Source organism: Pseudomonas sp. LBUM1644, assembly GCF_059716195.1.
Map to the genome: position 1 here is coordinate 4,289,099 of NZ_CP166812.1, position 13,402 is coordinate 4,302,500.

16 protein-coding genes are annotated in these 13,402 nt (G+C 59.9%); 7 read left to right on the forward strand and 9 right to left on the reverse strand.

Translation table 11 applies throughout. The features are described 5' to 3' along the window. Nucleotides 1-51 precede the first annotated feature (51 nt). The gene (locus ACA052_RS19480; protein WP_497646349.1) at nt 52-396 is read left to right on the forward strand and encodes a DUF6124 family protein; all 345 of its coding nucleotides are present in this window, start codon (nt 52-54) and stop codon (nt 394-396) included. Between the two features lie 486 nt (nt 397-882). Further along, complete coding sequence (locus tag ACA052_RS19485; RefSeq protein WP_497646351.1) at nt 883-2,034, forward strand: M14 family metallopeptidase; 1,152 nt, start codon at nt 883-885, stop codon at nt 2,032-2,034. 145 nt (nt 2,035-2,179) lie between these two features. On the opposite strand, the gene ACA052_RS19490 is transcribed toward ACA052_RS19485, so the two are convergent. After that, the gene (locus ACA052_RS19490; protein WP_497646352.1) at nt 2,180-2,725 is read right to left on the reverse strand and encodes a cytochrome b; all 546 of its coding nucleotides are present in this window, start codon (nt 2,723-2,725) and stop codon (nt 2,180-2,182) included. Further along, nucleotides 2,722-3,807, reverse strand: coding sequence for a catalase family peroxidase (locus ACA052_RS19495; RefSeq protein ID WP_497646353.1), 1,086 nt, complete (start codon nt 3,805-3,807; stop codon nt 2,722-2,724). Before ACA052_RS19495 ends, ACA052_RS19490 begins: the two co-directional genes overlap by 4 nt. A 158-nt stretch (nt 3,808-3,965) precedes the next feature. On the opposite strand from ACA052_RS19495, the gene ACA052_RS19500 reads away from it, so the two are divergent. Both ACA052_RS19500 and ACA052_RS19505 read left to right on the forward strand, forming a co-directional pair. Further along, a complete protein-coding gene (locus tag ACA052_RS19500) occupies nt 3,966-4,472 on the forward strand; it encodes a sigma-70 family RNA polymerase sigma factor (protein ID WP_497646355.1) in 507 nt (168 codons plus the stop codon). After that, the gene (locus ACA052_RS19505) at nt 4,469-5,221 is read left to right on the forward strand and encodes an anti-sigma factor family protein (protein ID WP_497646356.1); all 753 of its coding nucleotides are present in this window, start codon (nt 4,469-4,471) and stop codon (nt 5,219-5,221) included. Before ACA052_RS19500 ends, ACA052_RS19505 begins: the two co-directional genes overlap by 4 nt. Before the next feature lie 21 nt (nt 5,222-5,242). Here the strand turns inward: ACA052_RS19505 and ACA052_RS19510 are convergent, their stop codons facing one another. The 3 genes from ACA052_RS19510 to ACA052_RS19520 all read right to left on the reverse strand — a co-directional run bounded on the left by ACA052_RS19510 (nt 5,243) and on the right by ACA052_RS19520 (nt 7,423). Further along, complete coding sequence (locus tag ACA052_RS19510) at nt 5,243-6,199, reverse strand: quinone oxidoreductase family protein (protein WP_497646358.1); 957 nt, start codon at nt 6,197-6,199, stop codon at nt 5,243-5,245. Nucleotides 6,200-6,229: 30 nt separating this feature from the next. Continuing rightward, a complete protein-coding gene (locus ACA052_RS19515; protein ID WP_140667893.1) occupies nt 6,230-6,403 on the reverse strand; it encodes a DUF1427 family protein in 174 nt (57 codons plus the stop codon). Between the two features lie 228 nt (nt 6,404-6,631). After that, complete coding sequence (locus ACA052_RS19520; RefSeq protein ID WP_497646359.1) at nt 6,632-7,423, reverse strand: AraC family transcriptional regulator; 792 nt, start codon at nt 7,421-7,423, stop codon at nt 6,632-6,634. Between the two features lie 146 nt (nt 7,424-7,569). On the opposite strand from ACA052_RS19520, the gene ACA052_RS19525 reads away from it, so the two are divergent. Beyond that, the gene (locus ACA052_RS19525; protein ID WP_157712600.1) at nt 7,570-7,797 is read left to right on the forward strand and encodes a DUF6555 family protein; all 228 of its coding nucleotides are present in this window, start codon (nt 7,570-7,572) and stop codon (nt 7,795-7,797) included. 124 nt (nt 7,798-7,921) lie between these two features. Here the strand turns inward: ACA052_RS19525 and ACA052_RS19530 are convergent, their stop codons facing one another. Beyond that, complete coding sequence (locus ACA052_RS19530; RefSeq protein WP_497646360.1) at nt 7,922-8,080, reverse strand: metallothionein; 159 nt, start codon at nt 8,078-8,080, stop codon at nt 7,922-7,924. A gap of 213 nt (nt 8,081-8,293) precedes the next feature. On the opposite strand from ACA052_RS19530, the gene ACA052_RS19535 reads away from it, so the two are divergent. Beyond that, complete coding sequence (locus tag ACA052_RS19535) at nt 8,294-8,734, forward strand: CBS domain-containing protein (protein WP_007944798.1); 441 nt, start codon at nt 8,294-8,296, stop codon at nt 8,732-8,734. A 68-nt stretch (nt 8,735-8,802) separates the two neighbouring features. On the opposite strand, the gene ACA052_RS19540 is transcribed toward ACA052_RS19535, so the two are convergent. Then, complete coding sequence (locus ACA052_RS19540) at nt 8,803-9,426, reverse strand: glutathione S-transferase (RefSeq protein WP_497646361.1); 624 nt, start codon at nt 9,424-9,426, stop codon at nt 8,803-8,805. A gap of 121 nt (nt 9,427-9,547) precedes the next feature. Continuing rightward, a complete protein-coding gene (locus ACA052_RS19545) occupies nt 9,548-10,633 on the reverse strand; it encodes a DUF1615 domain-containing protein (RefSeq protein WP_497646363.1) in 1,086 nt (361 codons plus the stop codon). Between the two features lie 154 nt (nt 10,634-10,787). On the opposite strand from ACA052_RS19545, the gene ACA052_RS19550 reads away from it, so the two are divergent. Further along, nucleotides 10,788-12,317: an FAD-dependent monooxygenase gene (locus ACA052_RS19550; protein ID WP_497646364.1), complete on the forward strand. Its 1,530-nt coding sequence runs from the start codon at nt 10,788-10,790 to the stop codon at nt 12,315-12,317. 78 nt (nt 12,318-12,395) lie between these two features. Here ACA052_RS19550 and hemB read toward each other — a convergent pair whose 3' ends face one another. Beyond that, on the reverse strand, nt 12,396-13,370 hold the full coding sequence (gene hemB, locus ACA052_RS19555; RefSeq protein WP_497646365.1) for a porphobilinogen synthase: 975 nt from the start codon (nt 13,368-13,370) through the stop codon (nt 12,396-12,398). Nucleotides 13,371-13,402 lie beyond the last annotated feature (32 nt).

Consider the following 13,402-nt stretch of genomic DNA (forward strand, 5'->3'; position numbering starts at 1 on the left):
GTACTAGGATTGGTTCACGGATCTGAATCTAACACGGAGCTTGTCATCGCCATGAACATCCCCAGCAACGACCTGCCAGACATGCAAATCGATACCACCCTCACCTCGCCAAAAGGCTCTGCCGCCGCGCAGCGAGCGCTGGACTATTACTTGAAACCGGTTGTGTCAGAAAAGGTCGCCGAAGCAGAACGTTTTTTTGCTGTGAACCGCAATATCAGCAGTGAGGAAGCGCTGGTACATGCTTCGGACCTGTTGCGCTGCGCTGCCGCTACGGCATTCGAGTCGGCTAACCATCTGCAGGGAGCAAACCGGGACCTGGCATTTTCGACCGTGCACATGATCGACATGGCCAAGGCGTTGTTGGACCGATCCCTGGACGGCGATCACAACGGCTGAAACCAGACAGGGGCAATTGGAGAGCGCGGGAAAGAATTTTCCAATCGCGCGGATAAAATCGTTTGACTTTCAAACGAGAATGATTATTATTTCATGCAGCTGGTCGCGAGATCAGTCGATTGTCCAAGTGACCTTAGGTCGGTCTCCTGGACTATCTCCTCATCAGGCTAATCACGGTTTTTGACCCGGCTTTTTGCCGGGTCTTTTTTTTGCCAGTTATTCTGGCTTTACCTTCAGGCTAACGAAGTCTTCAAGTGCTACAAATTCGATGGCGCGGATAATATCAAAAGAACCTCTGGCGGCAAGGGAAGCCCGTCTGCATTGGGGCAAACTAATGAAAAATAGCACTTGAGAATCAATTGCACAGTCTCTAAGCTGCGTCTGCGTCAAGGAGGACGCCCCCCGCTACACCCCGCAATTTCCCCCGGTTTCCCCTCCCCAGCGTGTAAAGTAGCAGCCATAAAAAATCATATTCAGGAATCGACTATGACCGTGGCTAAATCCTCTTTCGACATCAGCGCAAACTTCGACAGCGGCAACATTGAAGTGCTGGATATCAGCAACCCGTTGCAAGCGCTGTTGGCCATCAAGCCGGACACCCGCAGCCAGCATTTTCAGTGGTTCCACTTCAAGGCCAGCGGTCTGCACGTCGGTCAGGAGCACTGGTTCCGCCTGAACAATGCCAGCAAGTCTTCCTACAACAAGGCCTGGGATGGTTATCAGGCGGTGGCGTCCTACGACCACGTCAACTGGTTCCGGGTGCCGACCATTTTCGAGGGTGACTGCCTGCGTTTCAGCCTTGAAGCGACCGCCACCCATGCCTGGTTTGCCTATTTCGAACCCTACAGCCGCGGCCGTCACGACTGGCTGATCGAGCAGGCACTGAGCAAGGCCGGCACCGAGCTGCTGGCCACCGGCAAGAGCGTGGAAGGTCGGGACATCCAGTTACTACGTAAAGGCACTGGCGCAGACGGTCAGCGCAAAGTCTGGATTATTGCCCAGCAACACCCGGGCGAGCACATGGCTGAATGGTTCATGGAAGGCGTGATCGAACGCCTGGAAAAACACGACGATCCGGTATTGAACAAACTGCTGGCCAGTGCCGACCTGTACCTGGTGCCGAACATGAACCCGGACGGCGCCTTCCATGGTCATCTGCGCACCAACGCCATGGGCCAGGACCTGAATCGAGCCTGGCAGAGCGCCAGCCAGGACATCAGTCCGGAAGTCTTTTTCGTACAACAGCAGATGGCAAAGTACGGCGTCGATCTGTTCCTCGACATCCATGGCGATGAAGAAATCCCCTACATATTCACCGCCGGTTGCGAAGGCAACCCGGGCTACACGCCGCGGATCGAAAAGCTGGAAACCCACTTCCGCGATCACTTGAAGCATTTGACCAAAGATTTCCAGACCAAGCACGGCTACACCCGCGATGAGCCGGGCAAGGCCAACATGACGTTGGCGTGCAACAGTGTCGGACAGAAATTCGACTGCCTTTCGTTGACCCTGGAAATGCCTTTCAAGGACAACAACGACGCGCCGAACGCGTTGACCGGCTGGTCGGGCAAGCGTTCGAAGCAGTTGGGCAAGGATGTGTTGACCACCGTTGCAGATATGGTCGATACCCTGCGCTGATCGCCCGGTCCATGTAGCAGGTGGCGCAGCCTGCGTCCGGCTGCGAAGCAGTCGTAAATCAAACACCGCGGTCTTCAGGCAAAACGTGGTGTTGATAGCGACTGCTGCGCAGCCGGACGCAGGCTGCGTCAGCTGCTACAGAAAATCAGCCGCGATCCTTACCCCGCAGCATGCTGTCCAGCACATCATCACGCCGCACCCAAGCGTGAAACAACGCCGCCGCCAAATGCAGCAATACCGTCAAAAACAGTAAATACGCCAAATACCCGTGAGCCTTGCGCAGGAACGCAAACATCTGTGCATTCGCCGGCAGGATCGACGGCAACTGCAACGAACTGCTGAGCATCACCGGATCGCCCGCCGCCGAGATCATCGCCCAGCCGAGTATCGGCAAAATAAACATCAACGCGTACAGCAACACATGCGAAGCCTTGGCCGCGAGCACTTGCCAGCCCGGCAGGTCTGCCGGCAGCGGTGGCTGTTGCGTGGAAAAGCGCACGCCCAGCCGCACGATCACCAACAGCAGAATGGCGATGCCCAAGGGCTTGTGCAGATGGATCAGCCACTCATGGCGCTCCGACACAGAGGCCACCATGCCCGCGCCAATGAACAACATGGCAATGATCATCAGCGCCATCAGCCAGTGCAGCAGTCGCGCCAAGGGGGCGAAGTGATTCGGTTGAGTGCTCATTGTTGAGCCTCCTGTTTAGCGGCTGGCAACTGGCTGACTTCGCTGGTGCGGCGTAAGTAGGAACTGGCGTAACCCGCTGAGCGAGCGGCGAGTAACGGGTCGTCGGAACCTTCGATACCGCTCGGTAAAACCAGCGGATCGTAGTTGATGTCCCGACATTCGCCATTGAGTTGCGGCTGCGTGCTTTCGAGGACCAACGTGCCGGCATTCAGCACCTTGCGGCCGTCGGGCCAGGCCTTACTCGCGTCGTTGACCGGATCTCCCGGATTGGCCAGCGTGATGTTCAGCTGCCAGCGCAGTGGTCCTGCGGCGATACGCTGCACCAAGTCTTTCTCGAGGAAGTCAGCGCCCTCCGGTGCCGTGGCACCCGCCGCATCCTGAGCCACCGGGGTCATGCTCCAGCGCACTGCCTGGCGTTGCCCGGCGGCATTCACCAGGTAAAACGCGTTGACGCTGTTGTAGGTTTCCGTCACGTAACTGGCCGACGGTTTGGCAGTCTTGATCCAGGCCAGGAACGGCGCGGCTTCCGGGTGCGAACCGAAGAACGCAGGCACGGCAGCCGGGTTCGGCTTGCCGGTGGCCGGGTCCGGCGACTGGGCTTGTTGCAACTGGTAGAACGCCTCGGGCGTGCCCACCGGGAACACCGGCATGCTGTTCATGCCAGTGCGCCACTGTTGGCCGTTGGCCTGGGTGAATCGCAGCGCCATGCTACGGATGGGCACGGCGCTGTCCGGGGCATAAGGAGTACCGGCAGGCAAGGCCAAGCGACCGACCACGGGGGTGCGCGCCTCATTGAACACTTGCGCCGTCGAATAGCTGCGCGCCTCGCCACTGCTCTCGAAATGTCCGATCACGCATACGCCTTTGGCGTGGTTACGACGGAACCCAGGGTGTACGCCATTGTTGGTCTCCAGCACATTGATCAGCTTTTTCGGCGTCAGACGCTGTGGGTCGAAGGTGCCGTTGACGTAGGCAAAAGCCCCGGCCACGACGGCGACCACCACGGCAATGCCGGCCAGGCGCAACGCCAGGCTCGCGGCACTCAAGGGTGGCCGGGTGGGCGGTGATGAGCGATCTACCATGAAAGACTCCAGGGCCATCGGCCACAAGTGAGAAGGATCAAGCAGACGAACCCCGCGAGGGTTTATTCCAGCGCGCGGTATTTATTTTTTCAGGCGTGGAATAACCTTGAATGCCGGGCGTCTTCCTAGTCCACAGCGTAGTGACTAGTCAGAAATTCATGAACGATATCGACGAACAACTGAGTGAAATCATTCCCAGATTGCGCCGGTTTGCCGTGTCGTTGACGCGCAATCCGAGCAGTGCCGATGATTTGGTGCAGTCGTGCCTTGAGCGGGCACTGTTGCGTTGGGGCGATAAACGTCCCGATGGCGACCTGCGCGCCTGGCTGTTTTCAATTCTCTACCGACAGTTTCTCGATGCACATCGACGCTCCCGGCGTTATGCGCGGATGCTCGAATTTTTCACCGGGCGCGATGATGCACAGCCGTCGGTGGAGCGCACCGTGATCGCCCAATCCACCCTCAAGGCCTTCGATCAACTCACCACCGAACAGCGCGCGTTGCTGCTCTGGGTGTCGGTGGAAGGCTTGAGCTATAAAGAGGTCGCCGAGATTCTCGACGTCCCGATCGGCACCGTGATGTCCCGCCTGTCCCGTGCTCGCCAGGCCTTGCGCCAACTAAGCGATGGCGAAATCGTCAGCCCCACTCTGCGGATACTCAAATGATCAGCATGCCCCCAAGCGAGCGTGACCTGCACGCCTACGTCGACCATCAACTGAGCGATGCCGACCGACGTCTGGTGGAAACTTTTCTGGCCAGCAATGCGCTTGTAGCCGCGCAAGTACGCGCCTGGCAGCAAGACGCCCAGCAACTGCGCGCGGCCCTGAGTGGCGCGTTGCAGCAACCCGCCAATCCCGACCTCGACCCGGCGCTGATTCGACAACGCCTTAAACGCCAGTCCCGCCGTCATCTGGCCAGCGCCGCCGTGTTGCTGATAGCCGTCAGTGTCGGCGGGTTGAGCGGTTGGCAAGCCCGGGAGATGACGCTGGTCAGTGCCCAACTGCCGATGACCGACGCCATGCAGGCTTACCGGCTGTTTGCCCAACAAGGCATGCTGCCGGCCGACTACAAGGTCAGTGATGACGGCGATATGCAGGCCTGGCTCGACCGTTATTTCACTCAAGCCAATCGCTTGCCTGACCTCTCGGGCGCAGGTTTCAAACCGGCCAGCGGGCGTTTGCTCAGCACCGAGCAAGGTCCGGCGGCGATGGTGGTGTATGAAGATCAGGGCGGGCACAAGGTCAGTTTCTACGTCCGCCCGCCCGGGCCGAAAAACTACCTGCTGCCCAGGGGCAGTCGCAGCGATGGCGAATTGCAGGCCGAATATTGGTCGGGGGGCGGTTACAACTACGCAATGGTCAGCCCGACCGATACACCGGCGGCACAGATGCTCAAGCAAACCGCGCAGTTCTGACCATCGCCAGCGCACAGGGGATCAAGGCAGCAGGATGACTTTGTCACCGCTGCCCTGATTGACCTCCGCATAACGCGTCACCCCTTCCGCCAGCGGCGATTCGAACAGCCCTTGCGGCAATGGCAACAGGTCCTGATCGAAAAACCGGCCGAACTGATCAAGCATCGCCGCACAGGCTTGAACGCCGTACAGCAACGAGTTGATGCCGACCACCGAACCGCCCTTGCGATACAACGCCAGGGCGGGCAATTGGACGAGGCCATCCACCGGCGCGGCAATGATTGCGATGCGGCCAAACGCTGCCAACGCCGCTACCGACGCTGGCAGCCAGAAACCGGTGGTGTCGAAAATCACGTCAGCGCCGCCGGCGTAAACTGCCTGTACTTGAGCCGCCAGATCTTCGGGTTTATCCAGCTGCAGTGTTGGATACCCCTGGGCTTCCAACTCCTTGACCTGTTCTGGCCGCCGCGCCGCCGCCAGCACCTGCGCGCCACGCACTTTGGCCAACGCCAACGCCGCGTTGCCGACCGCCCCGCCGCCGATCACCAGCAGCCGTGTGCCGGCCACCACCAGACTGCGTTCCAGAGCATCCCACGCCGTGGTGTAAGGCACGCCGAGGCTGGCCGCCTGGGCGAAGCTCAGATGAGTCGGCTTGAGCGCCACGCCATTGGCCGGCAGTTTGACGAATTGCGCATGGGAACCGTCGGCGAAAAAGCCCAGCTCCCGGCCCGTGCCCCAGACTTCCTGCCCGATCAGCGCCTGCGGTCCCGCCACCACGACCCCGGCGAAATCACGACCGGGAATTCGCGGCACGGTGGTGTAGGGAAAGCGCCCCAACACGTTCTTCACATCGCTGGGGTTGAGGCCGGCAGCCTTGATCTGGACCAGGACTTCATCGGCGCCGGCAACGGGGGTGGGAACCTCGACGTAGCGCAAGGCCGAAAGGTCGCCGGTTTTGTCGAACTGCAGTGCTTTCATGTGAGTGTCCATCCAGTAGATAAAGGAGCGTCAGGAGATCCAGCCAGCGACCAGTTGCCGGCCCATCGGCCAGAGCTTCTCGCCGGCGAGCATGCCCAGCAGACCTATCAGCGCGATGGCCGGAGGCGCGGGGGAACGAAAATCCAGTGCGCCGTACAGCAGGCCGACGCCCAGACCGATGACCAGCGAGATGAGGTAGCTCATGACAGACTCCGTGGGCAATCAAGGGATGCACGAAGTCTAGAGGGGATCAGCCATGAGCATCGGCCAAGCGCTTCTGAATGTCGGCCAAAACACCGCGCGCGACGCACACCTTCCGTGCGTCGGCCAAAACACCGTCGCGACGCAAACCTGTAGGAGCTGCCGCAGGCTGCGATCTTTTGATCTTCTCTTTTAAAAGCAAGATCAAAAGATCGCAGCCTGCGGCAGCTCCTACAGGTTTTCGTTTTGGTTGGAATGGCTCGCGCAAAACTGAGAGGGTGCGACACCGAGCTCCCGGCGGAACATGTCGCTGAAGCTGCTCGGCGAATAGCCCAACTCTCGGGCAATCGCGCTGACAGGCACGCCCTGGATCAACTCGGCAGCGGCCGTCGCCAATTGCACTTGCCGCCGCCATTCGGCGAAGCCCATGCCCAAGCCGTCCTTGAACAGCCGCGCCAGGGTACGCACACTGGCCCCGGCGTTTTCGGCGTGCTGTTCGAAGGGAACCTCCAAAGATGGCGCCGCCATGACCGACTGGCACAGGTTGATCAGGCGCCGATCAGAATCATCCGGCAACGGTATTTTCAGCAGAGAACGCTTGGCCCGCCTAAGCTCCAGCAGCGCGAGGCCGACCAGAGACTCGTAATACTCCGGGTCACCACTGTCGCCCTGCTCCACCAGACCAACGATCAGCTCGCGCAGCAAACCGCCCACTTCAATCACCTGGACAGTGGCGTCCAGTGTCGCCGCCAATGATGGCCGCAGGTAAATGTTGCGCATCTGCAAGTCCGACACTACGCGAATCCCGTGCGCAACTCCCGGCGGCAGCCACACCGCCCGTTGCGGCGGGACCACCAGCGCCTCATGTGGCGTTTCAACCCACATTACGCCACTCATCGCATACAGCAACTGGCCCCAGACATGCTCGTGGGGCTCGATAAACAGCCCGCGCGGGTAAGTGCGCGCCAGTGGTTGCACGGGCACATCGGTATCACTCAGGTCGGGAGGTGCGGCAAGGGCCATGATCAAAAATCATTGGGGTTGGGCAGGTATTGCATGGTAGCGAGCCACCGGCGTTGTCGCCACTGGCCAGCGCCGTCCGACAATCCAACTGAATTTTCCTTTACGCCCGCGATCCCTCTATTACCACAGGGAGGAATACAGGCTTTATGAACAACGCAAAACTTTTCGTCATTGAATACACCCTTCATGGCGTGCCCAAGTCATTCATTATCCGCCTGGACAAAATGGACAACGCGGAAGCCTGGCATTGGGCGAGTTGCGACGCGGGGGTCGGACGAATCCCTCGCTTTGGCCGAGAGAAGGTACAAAAGACCAGCAAACCGCTGGCGGAAAAGTTCGGCGTCGAGAATGTCACCTGGCGGCCGGCGAATTGACGTGTGGCCACAGTAGGAGCGAGCTGCTCGCGATGGAGTCGAGAACGGCGCGTTAATTCAGAATGCACGCGTTATCGTTAACGTCCATCGCGAGCAAGCTCGCTCCTACACGTTCAAATCATCGTTATCCGTGGGCGCATTTGCAGCCCTTGCTGGTGCATTCCTCACCGTGTTCGTGGTGCTTGGCGCACCCTTCGCAGCAATAGTGCTTACCGTGGCGCACGATCGGATGGTCGCCCAGTTTGCATGAGCATTTGGGGCAGTCGCAGATACGGTCGGTCATGGTCTGACTCCAGTGGTTTGGTCGTCTGGTGCGACGGATGCGCACCCGTAATATCAGTGTAGATACCGTCTCGCCCCCACCCGATAAAACGATGAAAGGTGAAGAAAAACCGTCGAATGACGTTTTTTGAGCGTTATCTGCCGCTTTCTCCCTTGCCCTCAGCGCTCGGGTCTACGATTCTTCAAGAACAACGACAACACCTGAGAAGCCGCCATGAAAACCGTCGCCCAACTGCTCAAGTTGAAAGATCAGAAGAATCAGGAAGTGCACCAGATCAAACCCGATCACATGGTGCTGGAAGCTCTGATGAAGATGGCCGAGAAGAACGTCGGCGCCTTGCTGGTGGTGGAGAATGATGAAGTGCTGGGCATCATCAGTGAGCGCGACTATGCGCGCAAACTGGTGCTGCATGGACGTTCTTCGGTGGGCACGCCGGTTCGCGACATCATGGTGTCCCCGGTCATCACCGTGGACACCCATCAAACGGTCGACACCTGCCTGGGCATCATGTCGGATAGACGCCTGCGCCACCTGCCGGTGGTGGAAAACGGCAAGTTGATTGGCTTGCTGTCGATCGGCGACCTGGTCAAGGAAGCCATCGCCGAACAGGCTGAGTTGATTCGTCAGCTGGAGCAGTACATTCGCGGCGAGTAACAGCAGATCAAAAGATCGCAGCCTGCGGCAACTCCTACAGGGAAAATGTATCGCAGGCTGCGATCTTTTCAGGCCGGCCAATGCCGGGCAAAGACCGGGGCCAACGTCGGGTGCCGGTCGATTCGCTCAAGCCAGGCGAAAAACCCGGGCCGGGCGCTGCGCAGGTACTCGCGACTGCCGGCCCACCGGCTGATTACCGCGGCCAGCACGTCAAGCGCTCCCGGCTTCTCATCCCCCAGATACAGTTCGCCCGAAAACTGATCGGCAAACACCTCCCAACTCCAATGCAGGCGTTCGCGGGCTCCGGCCACGAGGTTTTGCCTGGACGATTCATCCGCCTCGGCCAGCCAACGCTCGGGATAATCAATAACGCCGATGGCCGCATAACAATTGCTGACGATATACACCATGCCGCGAATGACCTGGTCACGCTCGGCGGGCAACTTGGGCAGCAGGCTGGATTTTGGAAACGTCAGCCCCAGGTGAATCAGGATCGCCGCACTCTCGGTCAGGATGCTGCCATCAGGCAATTGCAGGGTCGGAATCTGTTTGAGCGGGTTGAGTTTCTCCAGCGTTTGAGCCGCCTGCCGAGACACTTCAACGTCGATGAAACGGTAAGGAATTTCGCAGAGTTCCAGTGCCGCTTCTATCGCGGCAGCGCCGGAGTTCTGGTGTCCGTAGAGCTGGTACATAAGCACTCCCTCAGCACAGCTTGCGGCATTACCTACCCAAGCACCTCGATCAATTGCAGTGTAGAAGCCGTAACCGACCCTATCGTGACCACCCGACGACCGAGCCATCCCGCCGCATCCGTCAGCGCGCCATACACCGTTGATAGCGCTCATCGACCCGTTTGGCAAACCATGCTGTGGTGAGTTTGCGGGTAATTTTCGGGCTTTGCAGTACGATCCCCGGTAACACCGCCCGAGGCAATGGCCGGTCTTCGGCCTTTTCGGCCAGTTCGAAGACCCGCCGGTAAAGCTTGCTGTCCTCGAACTCGAGGCTTTTGCCCTTCTCCAGTTGGTCACGAATGCTCGGATTGCGCATGTCCAGTTGCTTGCCAAGGGTACGCACCGCCAATTCCGTAGTGCCGGGCATGATCGAATCGTAGCGCACCAGATCCCCGTCCAACGCCAGCGGTATGCCCGAAGCCCGGCTCACCGCGTTCTGAAACGCGGCATTTCGGCTGGCGTACCAGCCGGCATTGAAGTCGGCGAACCGATACAGCGGCTGGGTGTAGCTCACCGGGTAACCGAGCAGATGGGCGATACCGAAATACAGGCCGCCGCGCCGCGTGAAGACTTCATGGCGAATCGTACCGTCCACCGGGTACGGATAATCCTTCGCGTGTTGCTCGGCAAAGTCGATGCTGACTTGCATCGGCCCGGCGGTGTGCACCGGGTTGAAACCACCGAATAGCGTCTGGCCCATGGGCACCATGTCGATGAACTCATCGAAGATCGCACTGAGCTCTTTTTCGCTGCGCGCCGCATTCAGTCGGTCGCTGTAGCTTTTGCCGCTGGGTGAGCGCACCTGCAACGCGGCGCTCACCAGCAGGCCGGGAATATGGGCTTTGGCGGCTCGGCGGTCGATCTCGTCGCGGGCGATCGTGCCCAGGCCTGGCACCGGCGGGTCCACTTGAAAGGTCGACTCTTGCTCGGCGACCGCCAGCACCGAGCACAGGTTTTGTGTGCTCGGTGACAGGTGCTGGGCAGCAAATGCCGCGTAAATGTCCGTGGCCCAGCCTTGGCGATCGACGGTTTTGGCCGGCAGCAGGCGCACGATTTCGGCCTTGACCTCGTCGGGCTTGCGCGCCGGGGTTTCCTGGGTGCGCTGAGTGCCGCAACCCGCCAGAACCAATAACGCGGCGACGCTCATGATCAATCGATTGGCTTGCATGTTGCTCCATCAAATCCGTTGAGCCGCGATCACCATACGATCAATGGCAGGGCGCAGGCTATGAGGGCCGGCAGTCTTTTTCCATTGAGCGGGCAGCCTGGTCGTCTTTCCTGCGTGAACCATACTTGCCCCACGCACCGAGGAGGACAGGCGCATGAATCGTAGCGATGTACTGATTATCGGCGCCGGCCCGACCGGGCTGGTATTGGCGCTGTGGCTGAGCAAGCTGGGGATTGGGGTGCGGATTATCGACAAGACGTCGACCTCCGGCACCACGTCCCGGGCGTTGGCCGTCCAGGCACGGACCCTGGAACTCTATCGTCAACTCGACCTCAGCGACGCCATCGTGCGCAATGGGCATCGGGTGGCGGCCGCCAATTTCTGGGTCAAGGGCGAACCGGTGGCGCGCTTGCCGTTGACCAACATCGGTGAGGGTCTGACGCCCTACTCCTTCATGGAAATATTTCCGCAAGACCAGCACGAGCGACTGCTGATTGAGCGTCTTGAAGCCTTTGGTATCACCGTGGAGCGCAACACGGAACTGGAAAGTTTCGAAGACACCGGCGACGGCATCACCGCTCGGCTGCGCCTGCCCGACGGTCAACAGGAAGCCTGCCAGGCTTGTTATCTGGCAGGTTGTGACGGTGCCCGGTCGATCGTGCGCAAGACCCTCGACACCGGATTTCCCGGCGGCACCTACCAGCAGATTTTCTACGTGGCGGATGTGCAGGCCAGCGGACCGGCGATCAACGGCGAGCTGCACGTGGACCTCGACGAAGCAGATTTTCTCGCGGTGTTTCCACTGGCGGGCGAAGGTCGTGCCCGGCTGATCGGCACCGTGCGCGACGAGCGTGCGGAGCACACTGAAACCCTGCAGTTTGAAGACGTCAGCAGCCATGCGATTGATCATATGAAGGTGCAGATCGAACAGGTGAACTGGTTCTCGACCTACCGCGTGCATCATCGGGTGGCGGATCACTTTCGCAGCGGACGCGCCTTTCTGTTAGGTGACGCCGCCCATGTCCACAGCCCGGCGGGTGGCCAGGGCATGAACACCGGAATTGGCGACGCCATCAACCTGGCCTGGAAACTCGCGTCGGTCTTGAGCGGCGGTGCCGAGGCCAGACTGCTCGACACCTACGAAACCGAGCGCATCGCCTTTGCACGCAAGCTGGTGGCCACCACCGACCGGGTGTTCAGTTTCGCCACCGCCGAGGGCCGCATGGCGGATGTGCTGCGCACGCGTGTGGCACCGTTTGTGATTCCCAAAATGGCCTCGTTTGCGACCACTCGCGAGTTCCTGTTTCGCACGGTGTCGCAGATCACCCTGAATTATCGCGCAATGCCCTTGAGCACGGGCGTGGCCGGACAGGTTCACGGGGGTGATCGATTGCCCTGGGCTCACGACGGTGAAGGCGACAATTTCGAATCGCTGCGGTGTCCGACCTGGCAGGTCCACGTGTATGGCGACACCAGCGACGAAATGATTGCCTGGTGTGTCGAGCATCATTTGCCGTTGCACGTGTTTGACTGGCGGCCGGCATTCGAAACGGCGGGCCTGGGGCGTAACGGGTTCTATCTGTTGCGCCCGGACACGTATGTGGCGATTGCCGAAACGTGTTCCGATCCGAAGGTGATCGAGCGGTACTTCCGGGATCACGGGATTCGGCCGTTTTTTGGCTGAAGATCAAAAGATCGCAGCCTTCGGCAGCTCCTACGCCGATCTCTGTAGGAGCTGCCGAAGGCTGCGATCTTTTGATGTTTAGATCCCCGCCAACGCCAATTCCATCGCAAAGTAGGTAAAGATCAAATCCGCCCCCGCTCGCTTGATCGCCCCAAGGCTCTCGCGCACCACGCGGTCCTCATCGATCGCCCCGGCCTGTGCGGCGAATTTGATCATCGCGAATTCACCGCTCACCTGATACGCCGACAGCGGCAAACGCGACACTTCACGAATGTCGCGGATGATGTCCAGGTACGCCCCGGCCGGTTTGACCATCAGCGCATCGGCGCCTTCCTGCTCGTCCAGCAACGACTCGCGCACCGCCTCACGGCGGTTCATCGGGTTCATCTGATAGCTTTTACGGTCGCCCTTGAGCGCACTGCCGCCGGCTTCACGGAACGGACCGTAGAGTGCCGACGCAAACTTGGTCGAATAAGCCATGATCGCGGTCTGGCTGAAACCGGCCTCATCGAGCGCCCGGCGAATCGCCTGGACCTGCCCGTCCATGGCGGCTGACGGGGCAATCACATCGGCACCGGCACGGGCGGCGGCCACGGCTTGTTTGCCGAGGTTGACCAGGGTCTGGTCGTTGTCGACTTCATGGTTGTGCAACACGCCACAATGGCCGTGGTCGGTGTATTCACAGAAACAGGTGTCCGACATGACAATCATCTCCGGCACCGCATCCTTGGCGATGCGCGACATGCGTGACACCAGGCCATTGTCGCTCCAGGTGTCGCAGCCGTTGCTGTCCAGATGATGAGACACACCGAACGTCATCACCGACTTGATACCGGCCCGGGCATAACGCTCGATTTCGCCGGCCAGCTTCGACTCCGGAATACGCATCACGCCGGGCATGCTCTTGATCGGTACAAAATCGTCGATTTCTTCTTCGACGAAAATCGGCAGCACCAGGTCGTTCAGGCTGAATTCGGTTTCCTGGAACAAGCTGCGCAGGTTCGCGTTGCGGCGCAGACGGCGTGGACGCGCTTCGGGGAACTGGCTGGACATGAGGTTTCCTGAAAAAACGGGACGAGACGAAA